This is a genomic window from Acinetobacter sp. (genome assembly GCF_039596015.1).
GTDB lineage: Bacteria > Pseudomonadota > Gammaproteobacteria > Pseudomonadales > Moraxellaceae > Acinetobacter.
Genome location: NZ_JBCNKN010000011.1, coordinates 55,590 through 77,120 on the forward strand (window position 1 = coordinate 55,590; position 21,531 = coordinate 77,120).

19 protein-coding genes are annotated in these 21,531 nt (G+C 32.7%); 5 read left to right on the top strand and 14 right to left on the bottom strand.

All coding sequences use genetic code 11. The features are described from left to right. The first annotated feature begins 1 nt into the window (after position 1). Positions 2 to 1,219: a hypothetical protein gene (locus ABDV70_RS10905; RefSeq protein ID WP_343597719.1), complete on the top strand. Its 1,218-nt coding sequence runs from the start codon at positions 2 to 4 to the stop codon at positions 1,217 to 1,219. Positions 1,220 to 1,228: 9 nt separating this feature from the next. Then, the gene (locus ABDV70_RS10910) at positions 1,229 to 2,095 is read left to right on the top strand and encodes a hypothetical protein (RefSeq protein ID WP_343597721.1); all 867 of its coding nucleotides are present in this window, start codon (positions 1,229 to 1,231) and stop codon (positions 2,093 to 2,095) included. 214 nt (positions 2,096 to 2,309) lie between these two features. Here ABDV70_RS10910 and ABDV70_RS10915 read toward each other — a convergent pair whose 3' ends face one another. From ABDV70_RS10915 to ABDV70_RS10925, 3 genes are read right to left on the bottom strand one after another with little or no spacing between them, the layout of a single operon-like run. Further along, complete coding sequence (locus tag ABDV70_RS10915) at positions 2,310 to 4,670, bottom strand: AAA family ATPase (protein WP_343597723.1); 2,361 nt, start codon at positions 4,668 to 4,670, stop codon at positions 2,310 to 2,312. After that, complete coding sequence (locus ABDV70_RS10920) at positions 4,667 to 5,380, bottom strand: ABC-three component system middle component 1 (protein WP_343597724.1); 714 nt, start codon at positions 5,378 to 5,380, stop codon at positions 4,667 to 4,669. The genes ABDV70_RS10915 and ABDV70_RS10920 overlap by 4 nt, the downstream gene beginning before the upstream one ends. After that, positions 5,380 to 6,810, bottom strand: a complete 1,431-nt coding sequence (locus tag ABDV70_RS10925; RefSeq protein WP_343597725.1) for an ABC-three component system protein — start codon at positions 6,808 to 6,810, stop codon at positions 5,380 to 5,382. The genes ABDV70_RS10920 and ABDV70_RS10925 overlap by 1 nt, the downstream gene beginning before the upstream one ends. A 208-nt stretch (positions 6,811 to 7,018) precedes the next feature. On the opposite strand from ABDV70_RS10925, the gene ABDV70_RS10930 reads away from it, so the two are divergent. Both ABDV70_RS10930 and ABDV70_RS10935 read left to right on the top strand, forming a co-directional pair. After that, complete coding sequence (locus tag ABDV70_RS10930; protein ID WP_288490934.1) at positions 7,019 to 7,759, top strand: hypothetical protein; 741 nt, start codon at positions 7,019 to 7,021, stop codon at positions 7,757 to 7,759. Between the two features lie 26 nt (positions 7,760 to 7,785). Then, entirely contained in the window at positions 7,786 to 8,172 is a 387-nt protein-coding gene (locus ABDV70_RS10935) for a hypothetical protein (RefSeq protein WP_343597726.1), read from the top strand. 43 nt (positions 8,173 to 8,215) lie between these two features. Here the strand turns inward: ABDV70_RS10935 and ABDV70_RS10940 are convergent, their stop codons facing one another. The 6 genes from ABDV70_RS10940 to ABDV70_RS10965 all read right to left on the bottom strand — a co-directional run bounded on the left by ABDV70_RS10940 (position 8,216) and on the right by ABDV70_RS10965 (position 14,242). After that, positions 8,216 to 9,547 carry a hypothetical protein gene (locus ABDV70_RS10940; protein WP_343597727.1) on the bottom strand — a complete coding sequence of 444 codons (1,332 nt, stop codon included), beginning with the start codon at positions 9,545 to 9,547 and terminating at the stop codon, positions 8,216 to 8,218. A gap of 217 nt (positions 9,548 to 9,764) precedes the next feature. Further along, complete coding sequence (locus ABDV70_RS10945) at positions 9,765 to 10,193, bottom strand: TniQ family protein (protein WP_343597728.1); 429 nt, start codon at positions 10,191 to 10,193, stop codon at positions 9,765 to 9,767. Further along, positions 10,190 to 11,143 carry a TniB family NTP-binding protein gene (locus ABDV70_RS10950; RefSeq protein WP_343597729.1) on the bottom strand — a complete coding sequence of 318 codons (954 nt, stop codon included), beginning with the start codon at positions 11,141 to 11,143 and terminating at the stop codon, positions 10,190 to 10,192. The genes ABDV70_RS10945 and ABDV70_RS10950 overlap by 4 nt, the downstream gene beginning before the upstream one ends. Beyond that, positions 11,133 to 13,013: a Mu transposase C-terminal domain-containing protein gene (locus ABDV70_RS10955; protein WP_343597730.1), complete on the bottom strand. Its 1,881-nt coding sequence runs from the start codon at positions 13,011 to 13,013 to the stop codon at positions 11,133 to 11,135. The genes ABDV70_RS10950 and ABDV70_RS10955 overlap by 11 nt, the downstream gene beginning before the upstream one ends. 1 nt (position 13,014) lies before the next feature. Next, on the bottom strand, positions 13,015 to 13,722 hold the full coding sequence (locus ABDV70_RS10960; RefSeq protein WP_343597731.1) for a hypothetical protein: 708 nt from the start codon (positions 13,720 to 13,722) through the stop codon (positions 13,015 to 13,017). A gap of 250 nt (positions 13,723 to 13,972) precedes the next feature. Then, a complete protein-coding gene (locus ABDV70_RS10965) occupies positions 13,973 to 14,242 on the bottom strand; it encodes a hypothetical protein (RefSeq protein WP_343597732.1) in 270 nt (89 codons plus the stop codon). Positions 14,243 to 14,404: 162 nt separating this feature from the next. Between ABDV70_RS10965 and ABDV70_RS10970 the strand changes: the two genes are divergently transcribed. Beyond that, entirely contained in the window at positions 14,405 to 15,382 is a 978-nt protein-coding gene (locus ABDV70_RS10970; RefSeq protein ID WP_343597733.1) for a hypothetical protein, read from the top strand. A 236-nt stretch (positions 15,383 to 15,618) separates the two neighbouring features. Here the strand turns inward: ABDV70_RS10970 and ABDV70_RS10975 are convergent, their stop codons facing one another. From ABDV70_RS10975 to ABDV70_RS10995, 5 genes are all read right to left on the bottom strand, one after another. Continuing rightward, positions 15,619 to 17,553, bottom strand: coding sequence for a TniQ family protein (locus tag ABDV70_RS10975; RefSeq protein WP_343597734.1), 1,935 nt, complete (start codon positions 17,551 to 17,553; stop codon positions 15,619 to 15,621). An 11-nt stretch (positions 17,554 to 17,564) separates the two neighbouring features. Beyond that, a complete protein-coding gene (locus ABDV70_RS10980) occupies positions 17,565 to 18,521 on the bottom strand; it encodes a TniB family NTP-binding protein (protein WP_343597735.1) in 957 nt (318 codons plus the stop codon). Continuing rightward, entirely contained in the window at positions 18,511 to 20,373 is a 1,863-nt protein-coding gene (locus tag ABDV70_RS10985; protein ID WP_343597736.1) for a DDE-type integrase/transposase/recombinase, read from the bottom strand. The genes ABDV70_RS10980 and ABDV70_RS10985 overlap by 11 nt, the downstream gene beginning before the upstream one ends. A 9-nt stretch (positions 20,374 to 20,382) precedes the next feature. Further along, the gene (locus tag ABDV70_RS10990) at positions 20,383 to 21,066 is read right to left on the bottom strand and encodes a hypothetical protein (RefSeq protein ID WP_343597737.1); all 684 of its coding nucleotides are present in this window, start codon (positions 21,064 to 21,066) and stop codon (positions 20,383 to 20,385) included. Between the two features lie 169 nt (positions 21,067 to 21,235). Next, on the bottom strand, positions 21,236 to 21,427 hold the full coding sequence (locus ABDV70_RS10995; RefSeq protein WP_031966181.1) for a DNA-binding protein: 192 nt from the start codon (positions 21,425 to 21,427) through the stop codon (positions 21,236 to 21,238). Between the last annotated feature and the right edge of the window lie 104 nt (positions 21,428 to 21,531).

The following is a 21,531-nucleotide window of genomic DNA, read 5'->3' on the forward strand; positions in this document are numbered from 1 at the left end:
TATGTCAGATCAAAATCATCCAGCGTTAGTGCCATGTCGTTTATTAACAAATAATATTGATTTAATAGGACATGCCATTAAACACCAACATGGCATCATCGACTGTACTTATGATATTGAAAATAAAATTGAGTCGTTAGCTAAAGCTGGATTAGGCTATCGTGATCTTGATGGTTTTATCATTCAAAGTAACGTATTACGGTTTGTATCTCATTTTGATCGCAGAGGACGTATTAAGAATAGTCCTGGTCAGATTGCATCGCTCATAATCCGAATAGAGGAATGCGCACACTCGTATGCTTTTTCTAAACAGAGAAACTATGAAGATGCAAAATATGACCAAGGAGAATTAATCGATGCGCTCCTAGAGCTGTCTAATGTACTTGTTGAAGACTATGTTCATTTTTCTAGCCAAGTTCATGAAAAATTATTGATTATTAGTGATCTGGAAGTCCGCATTAGAGCTAATGAAAAAGCAATTCAGGATTTAAAGCCATTAAGCGATATCATGGTTCAGCTGTCACCAGACAAACTGGCTCAACTTGGTGTTGGAGACAAAGAGATTGAACGTCTGATTACCAAACGGTTAACACCGATCGTTTTTAAGTGCCATAAAGAACTGATTAATGCAGGGCATGTATTGAATGAATATCTACTCCGATGGAAGAAAGATTTAGAAATTCAGAAACGTAATTCCATGATTGATGCTGTACATAGTTTTTTGGCTGGTAAACAGCTAAATTCTATATTAGATCAAAGCACTGCACCTAGCCCTTTTTTTCGAGTTTATAAACCACAATTCACGGCCTATGCTGATTTAGGTTCATACAGAGCACAGGAAACATTGGAGCTAATCGCACGAAAAGCGAGTGAAAATAGAGAGAAGACAACAAAAGAAGCTGAAAAAGAAATTGTTGAGGTAGAAATACAGTTAGATGCAGAAGTTCTGGTAGAACCCTCAGCGCTAGAGGTTGCATCAAACCATTTCTTTGAGGCGTTGATGCATCCTCAAGGGCCAGTTGAGCTCACTGCTGTACAATGTTATCAAGACTTAAAGCCAGAAGTTGAAATCAATTCTTGGGTATTGCATCTTGTCAGTTCGTATCGTGATAATTATGAATATTATGCTGGGGTATTAGATATGCATTTTATCGAAAATATCATTCCTAATTATAACGGCAACTGGTTAGTTCAAGATGTCGTAATTAAACGTATTTAACAGGTTGTCATGATTACTGGTACTCAATTAAATGTTATTCAACAGGCATTGCTCAATAGAACGAAAAAAGTATCGTTGAATAATACGTGGCGAATGCTACATGACTCTGAGGCAATTGGCAGGGTTAGAGGCCGTGATTTGCATCTAGATGATTTAGACTTTGTGAGGTTAGATCAGATTTATAAGCAATATAGGAAAGTTGAAGCTGATATTAACATTCCAAAGGGATTATCTCGATTTGAACATGTTAAATACAGTATTAATGAAAAGGACACTAATAAATCTGTTTTTTCAGATTATCTAGTCTTTGCATCTGTCAATGCGGCATTACCTCTGAAAAGTGGTATGTTAGATATATCACATCCGAAGTTTCTAGCCACAATAGATATTAACGAAGTAGATACTAGTGCTATTAAACAACTGGTTATTGTAGAAAATGGCGACATGATGGTCCACTTATATAAATGGCACCAGTATTTGCCAGAGCAATGGCAGGGTAGCCTCTTTCTATATCGCGGACAAGGAAAGAATATTAAGTTGGTTAATGAGCTGTTAGAAAGATTAGCTGATACAGCTAAAATTGCAGTTTACTCTGATTTCGATCCTAGTGGGCTTTTGATAGTTTTAAATTACATCTCAAGCCGTGATATATACATCGTCGTGCCAAAGGATTGGCAAAACTTAGATGAGGAACATTCATCAAATGGATTGCAAATTTATCTTAAGCAGATATCACAATCTATAAATTTTGATGAAACTTTTGCTAAGTATACTATTTTAAATGATATTTTTCAGCATATGAAAAAAAAGAAATTGGCGATCATGCAGGAGAACGTCCATCTAATGAATGGCTTGGATATCATAAGGGTGATTTAGATTTGAAGTTTAAAAGTGATTAGGGTGATTTTTAATTTTTGGATTGATATTTTTTTGATTGGTTAATAAATATTAAGTATTCTAAATACATTACATCTTCATTTCATGAGATGAGTTGTTGATTAATAATGAAGCTAGGCTATACTTGAAATTAGTAAATCAATTGAATAATTATTCAAAAAAACTCGGACTATAGAGTCCGAGCTAGTTGCCTTTATTTGTATATATACTTATTACTAGGTATGTATTCTCTTCTTTGCATTAGATTCACAATCTTTACACTTTCATTGTGCTTCAAATATTTATAAGTAAAATACTTAGCAACCTTATCTTCATGAGTGGATAAGATGATCTGTTTTTGACTAAAGTCATTTCGTAAAACCTCTACTAATGACGACATATTTATATCATCCATAGTCTGAACAGGATCATCAATTAGGATTGTTGAAAATCTCGTAGAATAAACTCGATGTAAAGCTAAGGTAAGTGAAATAACGACTGCGGATATTTGTCCAGAACTCATTGTATTAAGGATGTCATGGTCACTTTCCCAATTAGAAACTAGTCGTACATTTTTCAGCTCATCATCACCTGTTGGATCTTTAATAAATATTCCTTGACCGTGCCCAGCTTGGTGTGTTTGTAGAATTTTTCCAGAGTAGATGTAAAAAGGAATTTCAATCTCAGTAATTAATTTTTTTCTGTATTGACGAATTTTTGTGCGTACAATATTGATGAGTTCAGTAATATCACTTGAGGCAGTATCTAGTAGATTGTATCGTTTCTTAAGTTCTATAAGTTCATCTACTATTTGTTTCATTGAACTAAAATAAAGATTTTTTATATAACTTTCTTTTTGGTTAAGTACGTCAATATTGACTTGAGGTAACTTGTCTTGTTCGCTATTAAAATAATCTCTATAGATTCTCTCGAATATATTTCCATTATTAGCTAAATCATAACTCTCTGGTGGAATACCAATAGCCGAGCGTATTCGTTCGCTTATTTTGTTAGTTGCTTCTGTAAGATTAAGACTATTTTGCAAAGGAAAAGTAGTTCCCATCAAATCATGATGTTCAATATTTTCTGATTGTAGCCATTTTTGAAGATTTTCAAGACGCTCACTAATATTCTTCGCTTTTGTAAGCAGATTGATATCTTCATGTGATGCAATCAATTTTTGTTCAAGATAAGTAGAACAGGCAAGAATTAATGGGGAAAGGTGGGTTGTATTGAAATTATCTCGAGTAGTTACAAGCAATTTGTCATTCTCAGAAAGCTCAGATCGGAGTAAAAGACTATGTTGCATTACTACCTTAGTTAAATCATCGTGACTTTCATAATCTTGACCACAAAGTAAACATTTAGATTCATTTGGTATTTGATGCAGTCCAGCAGTCATAGCATCGTGATGTTTGAGTAATTCTGAGTAAATAGAACTTAATCCTCTAGCTTTATTTTCTTCTGCTATAAGAGCTAATAGTGCCGCTTCAAAAGTATTACTATCTCCTAGCATCAGTATTTGGAAGATAGTTTTAAAGTTAGAAATATTACCAATAGCTTTTAAATCACCACTTTTGAGAGTAGAAAGAGTATTCTTAACAATATGATATGAGTGATTCTGATTCAGATATAAATCGTAATTTTGGATAGAGTTAAAGTATCCGATATAGATCTCAAGAAATTCACGTTGCTGAATTACTCTTTCAAAAATACGGTTTCTTATGAAAAAATTTTGATGTGTAAGTAAATTTTTAACATTAGTGATTTCGGCTAAAGAGTTATTAAGTTTTTCTTGATTAAGATCAGAGATCGACACCAGATCCCAAAAAGGTGATGTATTAGTCTCAACTAACCATGGTAAAGCATAAGTATGCTGTTCTGCAGTACTATTTGAGATATAGCTGTCGTCTTCAATTTTGTATAAATGTTTAATCTCTTCGATACGTTTTGCATACGTTTTCTTAGTACTTCCTATCTTGTTTGCGATTTCTGATAATTTAACTAGCTTTTCATCTGCCTCTCGGGTATTACCAAAAAGTTGTGCAAGTTCAATTGCCCGTTGAGCTTCATTATTTGATTTCAGAAACCGTGAAGTCTCCTCTTGCTGTACATAGTGGAATAGTAGAAAATCTCTTGAAAAGTCTTGGCTGTTAAAATATTCTTCTAAAGACTTATCAGTTGCCTGAATTAGAGTTTCATCTACTACTTCATTGAGTTCCCATAATTCAGTAAATTTTGAAATCTTCTTGAATGAACTAGGAATAGGGTATTTAAGTTTTCGTTTGAAAACTCTAGTTTGGGATTCGGCATTTTTAAATTCAAGAGTTATTTCGACATTCTCTGCGCCTTTATGTGCAACTACTACATCCGCTGGATTTTGGCGGTTTTCTAGAGAAATCAATCGAGAAATATTTCCAGTTAAACCCAATTCGATAGCATCAAAAACTGAGGTTTTACCATATCCATTAGGACCATCAAGTAAGACAAGGTTACTATCTTCAAAATTGATGACATATGGTTCATTACCAAATATTTTAAAGTTCTTCAGAGTGATTTTATTTAAAGTAATCATTCCAATGTTCCCCAAATTTTTTCTATCTGCTTATAGTTGTCATCTTCAGACCATTCTTTCTCTGAAGTTAAAAGTTGGCTGTATATTGAGAGGTAGCGTGGGGCAAATGAGTTTTCAATATCAAGGCACAGGTTCGTTAGTTCTTTTTCCTTGGGACTATAAGTAATAAAGGGTAGTTTAAGTATAATTTTCATTATGAGAGAATAATACCCTTGAGAATTATTTTGACTACCTTTAAATTCTAAAAAGTCTTTCCCATTTTCACCATTGATAACTTCATTAATTACAGTATTTGTAATTTCGTTAATATTGTTAGTCGTTAGATAATTATGTAAATCTTCAAGTTCATGTAGAGAATGAGTAATCACATTTTTTTTGAAATTATACTGATCCTCCTCAATTGAGAGAATTAGTTGTCGATCTATTGCATTTTCATTGTGACAAATCAACATAGTACAGTTTTTCTCAAATGAGAGCCCTACTACTCCTGATTGACTAATAAATTCAAATAATTCTTGTGCATCTTGTTCTAGTAAGATTTGAACTGCTTCATTAGATTGATTATGAAGTTGAATCGTGACGAAATATTCCTCACGTTCATTTTCTTCATTTGGACTAAAAAGATGGATAGTTTGAGTTTGAAAAGGTAAATCAATATTTATTTGAGTATATCCATTACTTGAAAGTATGTTTTTGAGGATTTTGATCATTAAGATAGTTCATCCTTTGCGATTGATAAGGGGATAAGGTTTATAAATCTTAAAGGCTCATCTCTTTTGAGGCGGCTATCTGCATCTTCTGCGATGGGGGCTTCTGTATGCATTGATGATAATGGAGAGAATCGATGATGATTTATACCGTTATAAATAAGATTTTCAATTTCATATAAAATCTCATTTATATTCGGGTTTGATGTAATATGCCTTTCAATTTGGGAAAGACGTGGTGTATTAGTAATTGTAGTTGGTAAATAATGTTGATATGGGGGTGTTGCATTACGATAAATAAATTTATATTTTGAGTTGTTAATAATGAATCTCTGATAGTTTATAGTGTGAAAAATTTTTATAAGTACGTAGCGAATACCTTCACTATTTGACTCGAGTGCATTATCGATATTGCATTGATGGTTGAGCTGTATTTGTGGGGAGAAATGACGATAATATTCCCAAAGCTCAAGAGGACTTAAACCTAGCAGAAACTTACATATCTCTTGTAAATTGCAAGAGGTTCCATCATTAGGTTTTATATATCCTTCATCCGGATCATCCATGTAATGTTCAATATGGTAGGCAAATCGTTCTTTAAAATGATAAGCTAAATATTCTTTGCTCATATCTTCATGATCTTTATTAAGTACACTAATAATTTCAGTAAAATGAATAGGAATTTTTTGAGAATTTTGTTTGTTTTTGTGGCGTTGTATGATGTATTTATCCATAACTCCTAAGAAGTATAGAAAAGCTTTCTCCAACTGATCGTGGGTTACTGAAATGCTTAGCCTTGTGAAGGAAATTGATAATTCTGATTTAATTTTGTCATTTATGCTACTGAGATCACAAAATGAATTGCCATCATCGTATCTGTATGCTTCTAGCCTTGATATAGCATTATTCTGACCATTGTGTATATCTGATAAAAGTTGAGCTAATTCTACAGCGGTTTTATTTTTAAAAGCATTTCTAATGATTGATGTAGTTTTAGATATCTGCGTGGCATCGGATGCTGCTTTATGGAGAGTTGATGTCCTATCAGTTGGGAAAAGATATTCAACTAAAATTTCTTTAAGATCATTGGTAATTGATGATGCTATATCATTAAAACTAGGCCTAGGGTTTATCACTTTCCATGTATGAATTTTCCCAATTACATTGGGATGTTTTGATAGTTCTAACGTGATTTCTAAAAGAGCATCTGAATATTTGCTATAGCTACATGTTTCATATGCTTTTACTTGATGAAAGGAGATAGGAGCGTTATCAATAATAATTTCAAAATCTTCATTATTCTCAAGCATCAAACTATAATTAGAGAAATCTTTTTCGATGGATTCCTCGTTGATACATTTTAAAGAGTAATAAAGTGCGACCTTACCTTGGTAGTTGAAACCACTCCAAGATGGCGATGCATCAAAAGACATTGAAAGCTCCCTCCCACACGAAATCTAAATAAAGTGTAAACTTATGTATTTTTTTTTGACATTATGTAAGTATTTTTATCATTTTTTAAGGTCAATTTCTAGTAGTTTTTTTGGGAAATATAAAAATATAGATTTTTTCAGATACAATCTTATTGTACAAAAAAAACTATGATTTAATTGTATATAGGTGATTCAGAGGTAGGGTAAAGTGGTTAAGGAAATTAAATTAAAAGAGATACGTGATCAATGTATAGCTTTACAAAAAGCAATGGATGCTTCAAGAAACTCAAGAAAAGATGACGTTTGGTTACACTCAAGTTTTAAAATATTTATGCGGAAATATAATGAGATACTAATAAAAGCTCGTGAGATAATAGATATTAATGCGCCAGTAGACATGTATAACTTAGAGAAAGTTCCTTCTGCTTTCGATACGGTTACCATTCAGCAGAGAATGTATTTTGATGATGTTTATTCTAACTTATTAATACTTAAATCTTTTATTGAGGCTTCAGGAGGGTTGGCACAAGTTGAAGCTGACAATATCTTGAATTTTTTAAAAGCAAATCTTCGTAAAGCAATTTATGATATTCCTCCGAATGAAAAAAGTGTACAGAATGGTATTGAAAGCTTATTAATTGGCAAAGGAAAGCAAAAAGGAATTGATTACGACAGAGAGACTGGGCGAGTTAAAATAGCAGGAAAGGAGTCAGTACCTGATTTTGTTTTCAGAAATGAAAACATGGTGTTAGAAATTAAAATTTGTAATCGTCAGGGTAAGTTAGCTGAAATAATTGATGAGATGAATGCAGATATTATTGCTTATTCTACTGAATATGAATCCATTTACTTTTTAATTTATGATATAGGTTTTATCAGAGATGAAGATGAAGTTATAAAAGGATTACAGAGATCTGAAAAAATTAAATGCTGTATTGTAAAGCATTAGTTTAATTTTTTTAAATGAGGTGTTTGATGATCAATAATAAACGGAAGTATGCAGATCAAGAAGTTCTGAAACGGCAAAAAGCTCATGAGTCAGCTAAAAGTATATTGAACCATTCTTATTCAAAATCAATTATTGATATGGCTGAAAAAGAATATGAAGAAGACTTTCAAAAGATTATTGATGGAGAAACTACTTTTGAAGAAGTTGAAGCAAAACTATTGAAAAAATGGGATAAAAAAGTGGCATTACAACGTAGAATTTTAAAGCTGGAGGAAGAATTCAAAGAAGCTAATGACATTCTCAATGACTGGAATAATAAGAATAATCCACTTTATGAACGACATAAAAACTGTACTGAAGGTTTAGCTTCTAGAATTGATAAAATGAAAAAAGAATTATTGGAAATGACTTAGTATTTTACTAAAGTTAAATATATAGCTATGAGATAGTTCAGTTTTATGTCTCATCTTTTGAATATTTCAATTTCATAACATCTTTTGTCTTAAATAGGCGAATTCTATATTCAGAATTACCCAAATAGTATGCTTGTATAATATCTTGAGCTTGTAAATTTGTAATATGTGAGTGGGGCATACCTAGCAATTTACTAGCTTCGGCTCCCGTCATATAGGTTTCTTTCAACTTAAGGACTTCATCAACTTCCTTTTGCCGAACGAGTTTCCAATACACCAAATTTTCTATAGTTAAAAAACCAGATTTGCACCAATGTTCACCTAACCAATTCACTGAGCAATTGAGTAGTCTTGCTGCTTGCTCTGTAGATATTGAGTTTTCACTCAGCAATTTATGCTTTAGCCGAAGTACGGATATTTTTGGAATTTTAATGGATAAAGGATAATTGACATCTTTAATAAGAATTCCTTTATTAATCAAAACAGAAACCTTATTGGGGCTAATGTTTAAGTGTTCTGCTGCTTCATTTAACGAGAAAAAATTCTGCTTTTTTTTTAGTGGAGTAACGCCTTTTTTAGGCCTGCCTGTGCGAGTGGGATAACGTATTATTTCATCAAAATCATGTTTCCTTAGATGATTAACGGAGCGCTTAAGATAGATATTTAGTGGGGAAGCATCGATATGTGGACCTCGAATAGGAACAATCCCTATGCTTGTTAGTTTTTCAACAAAATTTGTAGGATTAAGGCCTAATTTCTTTGCGAGTGTTGAGGCAAGGATATATTCATTTTGGAAATTTTCTAGCTTTATAAAGGAATATCCTTTAGCTGCTTTTGCATCATTACAAAGTTGATCCAAATCGAACCATCCCATGTTCGTTAATTTGCGTGCAGTTTCGTAGTGTATATCGAGCTTTTGTGCAATTTCTTTTAAATCTAATTGCTTAGGATATGGGCAAATCTTCTTCATACGTGGTTGTTGTAATAAAGTTTCATGCTGTGTTGTCGTTAGGAAATTTTCAATATAATTGCTAGGGATGGAACTATAAGAATATTGATTATCATCGAGTTTTAGAAAGTCTTGATCGATCCAATGGTCGAGCGTTTTATGTGTAATATCTAAAATAAGTTTTAATTCAGCCCTTTTTATATCATTAGTACAGCTTTCATCACTAGGCGTATAAACGTCACACTTTGCCTCCACTAAAGCTGCATAATTTTTAAATAATCTGGAGTATTTCAAAAATGGGAGCAGTTGAATTCTAGGGTGCGCTAGTTTGATGCGTTGATTAACCAGTGTACTTAATCTATCAACGGATTGATTAGGAACATTAAAATATTCATATGTCATTTCTAACGCTACTTCAATGCTCATGGAGTTATCAAGCTTAGAGAAGCTAAGTATTGCTAGCCAGTATGCAGTGAAATGTTTAAAGAATTCATTTGAATCATAATTAAGAATTTCAACAAACCATCTAATGACCTGTATCGAAGAACATTTAATCTTAGGTGCATCTTGCAATAGTGTATGGCAATGACTGCATTTTGTCACTCCTGAGCTAAGCGATATTGAGTATCCACATTGATAACATTTATCGACAAGGAAAATAGAGTGTATTGGGCATGCATATAAGGGTTGTAAAAGCCAAATTTTTTTTAAAAAATGGCTGTTCTTCTAAGCATTGTGGGCAATAAGAACAAGAATAGTATTTTAGTAAATCTTCATGTAGTTCTAGATTGCTCCATTTTCTCGCTGATCGGCTTGTGGGGCCAGCTTTTGCAAAAGCAATACTCTGATGATATAGGTCAATATTAAGTAATTTTAAGACATACTTAAAACGTGGAAGATCTGCTAATTTACAATTTGGTGCACTTTTTGCTAAGAAGTGGCTCTGCTCTTTATTAATTAATCTCTCGATAGATGTATGTCTATTAAGCTCAGCAATTCTAGCTAAGAAGCTCTCTGCCGATTCGCCATCATAAGGAATGGGATGAATAAGAACGTTGCTAACTAATGTCATGAGTACTCCTTTTTTAGAGTACTAGCTAGATTTGATAAAGACATTTCAAAAGGATTGGTTATTTGTTTACTGATAAATGATGTAATCCCTAGGTTCCAAGCCTGACTAAGGTCATTAATAGTTATCGTATTTCTATTATCTACCAAGGCAATTGCTATGCTTTCACGTATTAAGCTCATGACATAAGCATGATAGCCTTTCGTTGCTGTATATATTTGTACTCTTAATAGGAAGTTATCAAAATCTGGCGAAAATGAAATTTGAATTTCCGATGCCCTATGACTGACCTCTTTGAGAAAAGGGTAAAGTGTTCCTGGCGTGGTTTGAGTGCCTAAAGTCAGAGGATTTAATTGATAATGAAAAGGAAATCGCCTCGCGATTTGACTATCAACTTGAATGAGTTCGGCAAATTCAGGTAAACCAACGAGACAAAAGCTTATACCTGTTTCATTGACTAAGGTTTTAAGCCAATTACCCACTGTAATGTTTAAACGTGTAGATGTTGCTTTACGTTCAAATAAATGGTGAAACTCATCTAGAAAGACAAGCTTGGTTTCACACTGTTGTAGTAAATAACCTAACCGATCTGTTAGGTAGGAAGTTGTACCTGTGTGATGAGATGGATCCCCTAGCTTATGTAACATTGTTATTGCTAAAGACTTCACGGTAGCGGGTGAAGGAACTTCAACATAGAATGCTGGAATAATCGTTTTTTTACGATCTTTTTCTACTTTGATGGATCGTGGCATTTGACTCACAATCGTATTACATAGTGTTGTTTTCCCAAGACCACCTTTTGCCAGAAGCATACTTCCAATAGGTTCTTTGTACGCGACACTGCGCTCCGCACATTGTTGAATTCCATTAAAAGCCTGCATGAATTCATCAGAAGTGATTACGATTTCGTTAAGCTGACTTACGTGTTCATAGATAGATTGATTACTTATCATGTCTTTTCACCTTAAGTGACCCAAAACTTACAGCTGGTTGTTGAGCATTCTGTTGTTGGGGAGTAGCTGTGAGTTCTTCGTTACTAGGGGGAGAAGAAGTTAGCTCGGACTCCAGTCGTGTAAGCTGTTTAGGTAGCTCAATTTTGAATTGTTTCAGTTTTGGTTTTTTACGTACAAGATCCTTTTGTATATCTTTCATAAGCTGATACAAATTATAAAGATCTGCGTGTTTCCCCAGTCTTTGTCTATCGGATTCAGACATCTGTTTTTTACGCTTCTGAACTTCTAGGTGAACACTGCGAGATAGGTTATACGTGTATTCAGGCTGAGTAGAGTCTGCTTGAATGACTAGATCCTTTTTATCTGGGTGTATGATATAAACTTTACTTAGGTCTAAATCATCAACAAGTACAGTAACTTTTTTGATGCCGTCAGCTTTCAATGTGGTGAGTGCATGTGAAAAGTAGCTAAGTCCATCAATAATCACTTGCCCATGATTGATATTTCGGTCAATAGGTCTTCTACAAATAATATCAGCATCGGTTTCTGTTAATGAGGAGGGCTTAATCTTTTCAGTAGCATCATTCCAAGCAACAAGAGGTGCTCGTCCAGTAGTCCCATGTATTGTTTGCTGATAGACGGTGTTTATCCAAGAATCGACGTATTCTTTAACCTTGTCTAAAGTAAGGCTTGCTTTGCTGGATGAATCATATTGTCCTCGTGCTGTAGGATTGGAGAATGTTGTACCTGGAAGTTTTTGCAGAATACCTTCTGTTAATGTGCTGAAGAAGCGTTCAATATGAGGTTTGTTGTTTGGCGTCCCGATTTGCGATGGTGTGATAGTAATTGAGAGTTGTTTACATACACGTGCTAGAGCATTGTTTTTAAACTCAACACCATTATCTGGAATGATAATAGAAGGAACTCCACCAGGTAGTTCGTAACTATGGCGTGTAATCATGTCTTTGATTACAGCTAAAGTCGTGAGTGCACTAGGCGGAAACATACTAATGTAGGTCCCGACAATAGCACGTGTATATGTATCGATGGCACAAGCCAAAAAAGGTCGTCCGAGTGTTTCTTCAGTTTCAGGATCAATGACGATGATATCTAGATAATGGGTGTCGATTTCTACAGTATGTAGAGCAAATGAGGTTGGAGTGCTTATGCCAGCAGCCTGAAAGTATTTACGAGCGACTCGACTCCCTTTCTTAACACGCATTTCAATATAAGGATCTAATTTTGCAATAGATCGCTGTATGGCTCTAAGGCTAGGTAAATATGTAGTTGGAATATTTTGTTCATTAAGCTTGCATAATACGAAAGCCCTCACATCTTTGCTTGTCCGATGCTCTGGTTGTAGATATATCTCGGAAATAACCTGTTTGATGATTTGATAGACTTCTGGTGGGTATCTTAGCGTCTTATTACCTTTACCATGTTCGCTTAGGCTGAGAGCGTTATGGCTACTCATTCGATATTGTAATATCCAGCGCGCAACAGTTCTGGCTGATGGTGGAGATGCATCTTCAATTTCTAATGCAATTTCTTTAATGAGTTCTCGAAGTGGTTCAATAGAAGTGGGGGCTGTCAGTTTTGCTAGGGCAGTGAGTACATAGCGTTCTTTGCGACGAATGGTTGAACAACTGTCTGGATTGATGAATAGCTTTTCTGGAGCGAAGACACATTGAATATCTCCAGTTTTATAGCGAGTTTCAAAGGTAATGGCGGAAATGGAAAATGGTTTTCCTCCTGCAATTGATGCATAGCGGATTACACCATAATTAGATGAGGTGATTTCAAATACATGTTCATGATCAGCAAAAGTGAATCGAAATCCAGGTTGAGGGATGAGTAATGGCTTTTCCATTTTAGAAATCCTTGCTTGGATAATGATTTTTTAGGCTGATTAATGTGATTACTTCATGAAAAAGTAAGTAGTCACCTAATCGGGGATCTAGATCTTCTTCTTGTAGGGTTTTATATACTTGCTCGGAATATTTGAATTTATGAGGTTTCAAGGCTTCTGTTGCGAGCTCAATTTCATATTTCGTCCAAGAGCATGTATGGCCTCGTTGATACCAATGTTGTAATTGTTGTAGGTCTTTATTCGATGGCAAGCTTTTCTGATCAATCAGTCGAAATGTAATGTCTAAAGGATGTAGCAAGTTTGCTAACCTAAGAAATTTGTCTAGATCATTTACAGATAGGCTGGAGATATTGGGTTTAATTTCATGAACTTCATATTGGTTGTTGATTGTTTGAACTAAGAAATCTGGGTAACAGAATTCCTTTTCTCCAAGAGCGATTTTGAGAGCTTGAGATCTAAAACATTTAACCTGTGGATTTTTCTCAAGACAAATAACGTGTGCCAATTCAAGACGACTTTCGGTAGGAATGGAGCCCCCAGATTTTGCGCTGGGGAAAAGTGCAGTTCTTCGTCCATAGCAGCCTTGGTAGATTTTCCTTTGACCATGGATTGTAGAGGCAAGATTCGGCTCTGCTTTAAAAGCGTTATTAATTTGATTGAGAATAGATTGATGAGGATTGTGTTTATCATCAAAAGAAAAAGCGTACATATAGTATTTCCAGTATGTATAGCCATTCATCCCATTTTTAGGGATGAGTTAATTCTTGCGTAAAAAATACGCAAAACTTGACTGTTGGCTCTATACGGAAGATACTAGGATTCTCACATCTCTGTACTTTCACGTATAGAACCAACGGATCCGAAAGGGTCCGTTTTTATTTGGGCAGAATTTTATGTCATGGCTTACTTCTCCTATGTTATTGGCTTTTATTCTGAGTAATCAGAAGTTCTAATAATTTTTATTTTTTAAGCTCTTGTTGCGTTATAGCAGCATTACGCTGTTTGACTAACCACTCTGCAACATCCTTTACCAGTGCATATTTCCCGCGACGGTTTTTAACTGAAAAGACTGGGATCGGTACAGTTTTTCTTGTAAGTGCTTTTCTGAATGCATCAGTGGATCGATAGCCTAGAGCCACTCGTAATGCATCATCTGCAATCATCGGGCCATGGCGTTCAAAAAGCTCACGTTCAATGGTTTCTACACTAACTGGAGTGATGTGCTGCATTCCTGCTCTGTCCTAGCTTGTCCTAACAATATGATATAGACGGATGGAGAGTTATACTAGAAAGGCAAAATCTGTATTAACTTTACTCTATTAATAGTATTTAATTATATAATTTACAAAGACTAATTTAATTTAGGGTTCTGATTTAAAAAAGGGACTTATATGAGAGAGACGTGTCGTAAGAGGCGTGATGATATAGATATTGTGAGAGTAAAACTTTGGTACGAGGAGGTGAGATATAGGCTGTCGTTAAAAACCTCTTATCAAATTGAGAAGGCTATTGAACCAATGGCATTTGGGAAAAATGAATATGGAGATCCTTATCACAATAATAAGTGGTCAGGCTATGCGGCTGGACGGCATACACCTAATAAACGATTAGTTGAATTGGTAGAACAACAACTACGCGGTACTTCTGAGGTACTTAATAATATTCTTTGGGAAGCAATACGTGGGCACAAGGGAGTGGATTGGCTTATCAAGGAAGGAGTAAGATATCTTCCATGGGAGGTTCAAAGGATTTTATATAAATACAATAAAGATGGATTATCTAACGAGTTATTTTCTTTTTTATATACGAAAGAGCTTTTGAGGCTTGAACGACTAGCAGGATTAGATTCTTTAGCTGCCTTGATTATTTTTTTACGTCTTGCAGATAGTAAAAACTACAGAACAGCTGCCTTCGATATAGGATGCTCAATATATCGAGTATTATTAATAGTATGTACATTTCCGTACTATCGAGAACACAATGCTGAGTTATTACAGTTGATGAAACGATATGTGTTTCCATTAGCTCATAATGGAAATAGATGCGTTGGAGTTGAAAGTGAAGAGGGTTTTACTTTAGAAGTCAAATATTTAAATAATATTTTTCTTGAGTTAGAGCATGAAAAAGAGAGGTGTTTGATTCAGAAGCAAAAAATACGTGTGATGCTAGATATAATTCATGGCTCAGAAAATTTTCTCCATAAGTTAATCTTCATTATTCCTTTTGAACTTAAGGATGACGCATCAGTAGACAATTTAGCGAACTTGTTAGATATACAAAAAATGAAAAAATGGACAATAGAATGCCTTAAGTGTGGTGTTGCACCACTAAGTATCGAATCAGTTGAGTTTAGCCCCTTTAGTCATTAAGTTGAAAAAGGCTGCAAATTGCAGCCTTTTTATTAGGTTGTCTATGACAACTTATGTGTCGTTCTTTGCCAACTTATGTGTCGAAAATGACAACATATGTGTCGCGTGCGTAAGACGACAAATGAAATTTCTTTTTTCAAAGAAATATTCAATAACCTACGTACAAAAGCGACTTTTAGAATTTCGTTAAGCGACAAATAAGTTTTCATAAAGAGCAGAAAACGACATATAACATTTCATTTATTAAAACCATGTTTAGACTGGAGTGCATAAACATCAGTTTTTAGAAAAAGGCGAACTTTTTTTTCATTTCCAAAAAAATAAGCCTCTATCAAACCTTGAGAGTGTAAGTTTGTTATATATTGGTGAGGCATACCTAGATATTTACTGGCTTCAACGCCTGTAAAATATTTTTCTTTCAAATTTTTTATCTCAGTTAAAATATCTTTTTGAACATACTTGCCAATTTTAAGATCAATTATGTTTAAAAAATTTGTATCAATCCAATATTTCTTCAACCAATTTGGTGGACAATTAAGTAGGCAAGGTACTTCGGTTAAATTAATATAGTCACCACTATTAAGAATATTATCAACATAATTTATTGATGCTTCTGATATGTAAAAAGATTGAAGAAGAGATCTTTTGTGTGATTTTAATATTTTGCAATGAATAAGTTTTTTAACTTCCTTTATTGATATTTTTAGTTTTAAAGAAGTAACTTCTAGTTCATTAGTATCTTTTTGATTCATATAAGTTTTATAACCAAACCCTCTATCGTAATTTTTAATTGATTTAATTAATTCTTGAGTCAGATGCTGTACGTCATTTCGTCTAAAAACATCAATTTTAACATCATCTATAAATGGTCCATGGATAGGTTTAATCCCGATCGAATTCAGTTTAGCTGTAAGATACTGGGTAAGAACATCCAAATCTTTTGCTAGGCGATTGACAGTGATATATTCATGATTAAATTTTATTAAATCATCTTTGTTTAGGACAGTATATGGACGATTTTTTTTGTAGATTATCTGTTTTTGTATAAGTCTATCTGTTGAGAAAAGCTTACTAGCTAATTCATAGTAAATTCCAAGAATTTCGGAGGCTTCTTTTAATGTCAAATAAAGAGAATCTTGCTTTTGATATTCAAGGGGAGCAGTCAAACTTCCTAACAGAAAACTATTCACCTTTTTAGCAGAAAATCCATCATCATTTTTTAAAAATGAAAAATAATTTTCATCTAGTTTTGCTCTATTAGCACTTATTAAAATTGCTGTTGTCCTTTTTGTTAAAATAAAATCTTCATCAATTTCTTTGAATTTGGAATAATTAAAACTATATTTTTTAGTTAATTCTAATGCAAATTTTTGTATGTTTTTTTGCATAGAAGTTAGGAAGTGAACTAAGAGTAATTTAGGATGTCCAATTAGTCGATTTTTATAGATGATTTTATTAAAAATTTCTTCTGCTTTAGTTTGATTTGTAAAAAATAAATAGGTTAATAATATTGGAGGTTCATCAATAGCAAAGTGTTTAAAAGTAATATAGGTAGATTGAATAGATGAAAGAAAAAATTTAATTGATTTGATTAACTCTAAATTAGTTGAGGATAATTGTTCTAGAAACCATTTATTTGCTTGTATTTCATGCTCTAAAATATTTACATGTGATTGATTATTGAATTCTTTATTGCATTTATAGCATTCATCAATTTTTTTACGATTCGCATTAATGGTATGATGACAATAGTTACATTCCGTTATAAATTTTGTTTGGTGAACTATACAACAAGTTAAGTGTTTTAATAACCATTCGGTTCTTAATATGCCATTTTCCTTGATACACTCCGTGCATAGTTTTGAACCATCTGCACAAAAGAATTGATAAGAAATTGGCTGAGCTTTCCATAGGCGTTGTGATCTTTTTGTTGGTCCATATATGCTTGGAATAATACTGATACTAGACTTGCAAATACCTAATTTTATAATTATTTTTTCAAATTTTTCTTGATCACTTAACATGCTATTTAAGCTTTTAGTATGTGTTGGAAACCCATAAGCATTTAAAAATGATGCAAGAGATGTATAACCATTTTGAAAAGATGCTCGAAGTAACAGGCTCGCAGCTGATTCACTTGGAAGTGTTTTAGGAAGATATAAAAGTGTCATTTTTTATCTAATTAGTGAATTGATTTGTAAAAACTGAAAAGCTCTTTTTCAGACACAATAAAAGGGTTTGTTGTTGACAGACGCACTGAGCTAGTAATATCTGTTTCCCATGCCTTAGAAAAATGCTCAGAATTTAATACTCTGGAACTAGTACTCAATTGAAAAAACAGTGCACGCTTTATTAATGACATTAAAAAATCATGATAGCCAGCTGTCGCGATAAATAACATTAATACAAATCTATCTTGTGATAGATCTTCCGTACAAATTTGCATTTCATTTCTAATAAATTCTTGAACCTGATAGATAAATGGTTTGATGTGTGTTTTTTCAGGATCATTATTAATTGTTAATGGGTTTAAATAAAATTTATCTTTATAACGTCGGCTCTGTTGACTATCACGTAAAAATAAATCTACATATTGAGGTAATGAAACAAGGCATATACAGATCTTATTTGAATCACCTAGTGTTTTGATCCAATTGGCAATATTTTCATTGGTTGTTGTGTATTTTTTATGTGATGATTCAGTTGAATATACATGATGAAATTCATCAAAAATTATTAACTTTGTTTTACTGATTTTTAATTTTTGGGCTAGTCTTATATATCTATCAAATGCTGTACCAGTTGAGGGATTAATATCACCGAGCTTTTGCAGCATTAGTTTTGTTAAATTATCGATATTCGTCTTGGCTGGTATTTGAATATAAAAAGCAGGTTTAATGACTATTGAATAGCCCTCATGGGAAATAACCTCATCAGTAAACTTTTCTAGTATTTTATTACATATAGTGGTTTTACCGAGTCCACCCTCAGCGACTAGGAGGCAATTCATTGATTTATTTGGTGAAAATAGAGTTTCCTCCCAACACCTAAAAATTCCATCAATAGCATTTTTATACTCTTTATGAGTAATAATACAATAATCTAGCTTTGCTATGGTAGATAGAATTTTAGTATTCATAAGAATCTCCATTCAGTGATTCATATGAGAACTCATCGAACTCTCCAAACTCTATATTTTCAGTGATTGTCTGATTATTAACTAATTTATTTTTTAAAGGATTAGATTGTGGAGGTACTAAAAATTCTAATGGATCATTTAAATCTATGAATTTTTTCCTATTCAGTTTGTTTTGTTTTTTATAGCTCATAATTAGTTTATTTAACGTAATACGTGCTAAAACATTTTCAGAAAATGGATAGTTTTTTAGATCTTGTTCTTTTATACGTTTTTTTATTTTTTGTGTTTCAATGTGGTGATCTAACGTAAGTTCAAATGTATATTGTGGATCAGTTGAAATAGCTTCAATTATTTCATTATTTTCAGCTGTTTTTACAAAGACTTTACTTAGATCTGACTCATTTACGTAAATAGTACTATTTCTTAAATTTTTATTTTCAAGTGCTCTAAGTGCATGAGAATAATAAAATAAATTTTCATATACAACCTGTCCGTTAGATATCATTCTGAAATATGGGATTCGGCAGATAAAATCTGCATATTCCTCATCTATTATAATTGGACGATATGATTTTACAGCTTCATGGTATTTAGCTATAGGAACACGGTTAATTCCAGAATGTAAACTTTTATGATATATATCAATCCAATTCGAGATACACTCTTTAATTTGAGATAGAGTCAAAGAAGCATATTTTTTAGATTCATATTCTTCTACACGAAATCTATTTGAGAAGGTTGTACCATCAATTTTCTGTATAAAGTTATGAGCTAAAGTCCTAAAAAATCGCTCTACATATGGTTTATTATCAGGTGTCTTTACTTGAGATGGTTCAAGCGTTATTTGAAGCTCTCTTGCTAATGCAAAAACTGAATTATTTATAAATTCTGAGCCATTATCTGGAATTACTACATCAGGAACACCAAATGTAGTTACCATATTTTTCATTGCTTGAAGTGTAGTGAATGAATTTGGCGGAGATTCAGATATATAGAATCCTAAAATGATTCTTGTGAAGATATCTATAGCCACAGTGATCCAAGGTCTACATTTTATTTCAAGAGTTTCATCATCGAGTATGATTAAATCAAGTTGATGAGAATCAATTTCTACTAAATTCAGAAAACCTTCACTATTAATTTTTTGACCCGTAGCCTTAGAGTTATTTTGTGCAAAACGAGCTGAATTTTTAGCTTTATCCTTACTATATTGATCAAAATGAAGTTTTTTTAAACGTTGAATTTGTCTTAAGCTATATAGTTCTTCCTCAGCATATGGCAATTGATTGTCATTTAAATATTGAATCATTTCTCTATTTATATCGTGAGCACTATCCATAAATGAACCCTTAAGCATTTTTTCTAAAGCAATGCCTAATGCTTGATTTATAATTAAAGGTTTACGAGAAGATAGATTTCCTTTTCTTTGGTCAGTCAAACTTCTAATATCGAAATTACTTGATATATATGTACGAATCCAATTAGAAAGTGTTCTAGTAGTAGGAGGAGACGGATCATTAATTTTTTGAGAAATAATTGCTATTGTATTATTCAGATTAGCTTGACTATGAGGAGAGTGAGTATTTTCTAAAGCTTGCTTTACGTATCGGTACTTTTTGTTTAATACTTCGTATTCTTTAGAGTTTTTTAGAGTTTCAGTTTTACTAAAAGTAACTGTTAATAAATTATCTTTGATAATTTCATCAAAAAAATCTCTGGACCAATCTTTTCTCTTACCTCCAATTACGGATGATATTCCAATTCTATCAAGATAGATTGATACAATTTCATATTCACTATTTTTGTATATAAATTTCATACCGAAATGTGGTGTTATAAATAAATATTTCATAATAGAACCTCAAATATCAATATTAGCTAGTATATGTTTGTAGAAAACTAGATAACATATTTCATTGTAAGAGTATTTGTGTTTTGATAAGTAATCTAATAAGGATGTAAAATCTTTATTTATGTCCTTTGTTAATATTTGTGCTTGATTTATTTTGTCTTTATTCATATTGATATTTTTTATATTTTTATAAATTCTTAGAGTCGAGTTGACCTCTTTATTACTTGGTAAAGCTATCTCATCAAATATTTTATAATTAATGTTATATGATTTTAAAACTTGTTTAGTTAATTCTAGTTTCTCTATTTTTTCTTTCGAAAGTGATTTTAAATTTGATTTAACTTCATGTACTTCATAGTTATGTAAGTTATTTAAAATCAAAAAATCTGGTATCGCATACATTGCTTTTGAAAGGGTGACTTTTAGAGCTTGAGTTCTATACTTTAGAACGCTTATATCACGCTCTAAATCTAGTGCATGTGCTAACTCAAGTCGGCTTTCTAATGAAAAGGCTCCTCCATTTTTATAACTTGTAAAAATAACTGTACGTTTGTTAAATGAACCGTGATGTATATTTCGGATACCGACAAACTGCCCAGAAATGGTTATTGGTTTTTCAAAAGCCTCTTGTAGTTGAATTTCTAAGCGATTGGATATATTAAATTTTTTTCTGTAATTTGGTTTGAATCCCATTTTAGTAATCTCTAAAATAAATAAATGTATTTATCCTTCGACCGTAATTCCGAGTCGAATCTTGACTAATTAGTGCAATCAAGAGATACTAAAAACGCCAATCGTTAGCTTTCTCTTGATTGCAAACGGGTAAAGCGGATTCTATGAGTCCGCTTTATTTTTTCTTAAGTCATTCTTCTTTCTCCTCGGGAATTAGTCCAAGAGCAACAGCGATTTTTTTACTTTCGCCTCGCTTTGGTAAACGATTAGTATTTAGAATTCTATATACTAAATCTCTCGAAAAGTTATGTTCTAGGCTCCAGTCGGAAATATTTATTCCCTTTTTTTCAAAATCATCTTTTATCTGCTGATTTGTCTTCATAGTAATAATAAGAATAATTTAAACATAATCTAAAAATAGTTGTTTTTTGATCTTTTGCAAGTGTTTATTATTTTGGATTTATTTTTTTATTATAAAAATAATAA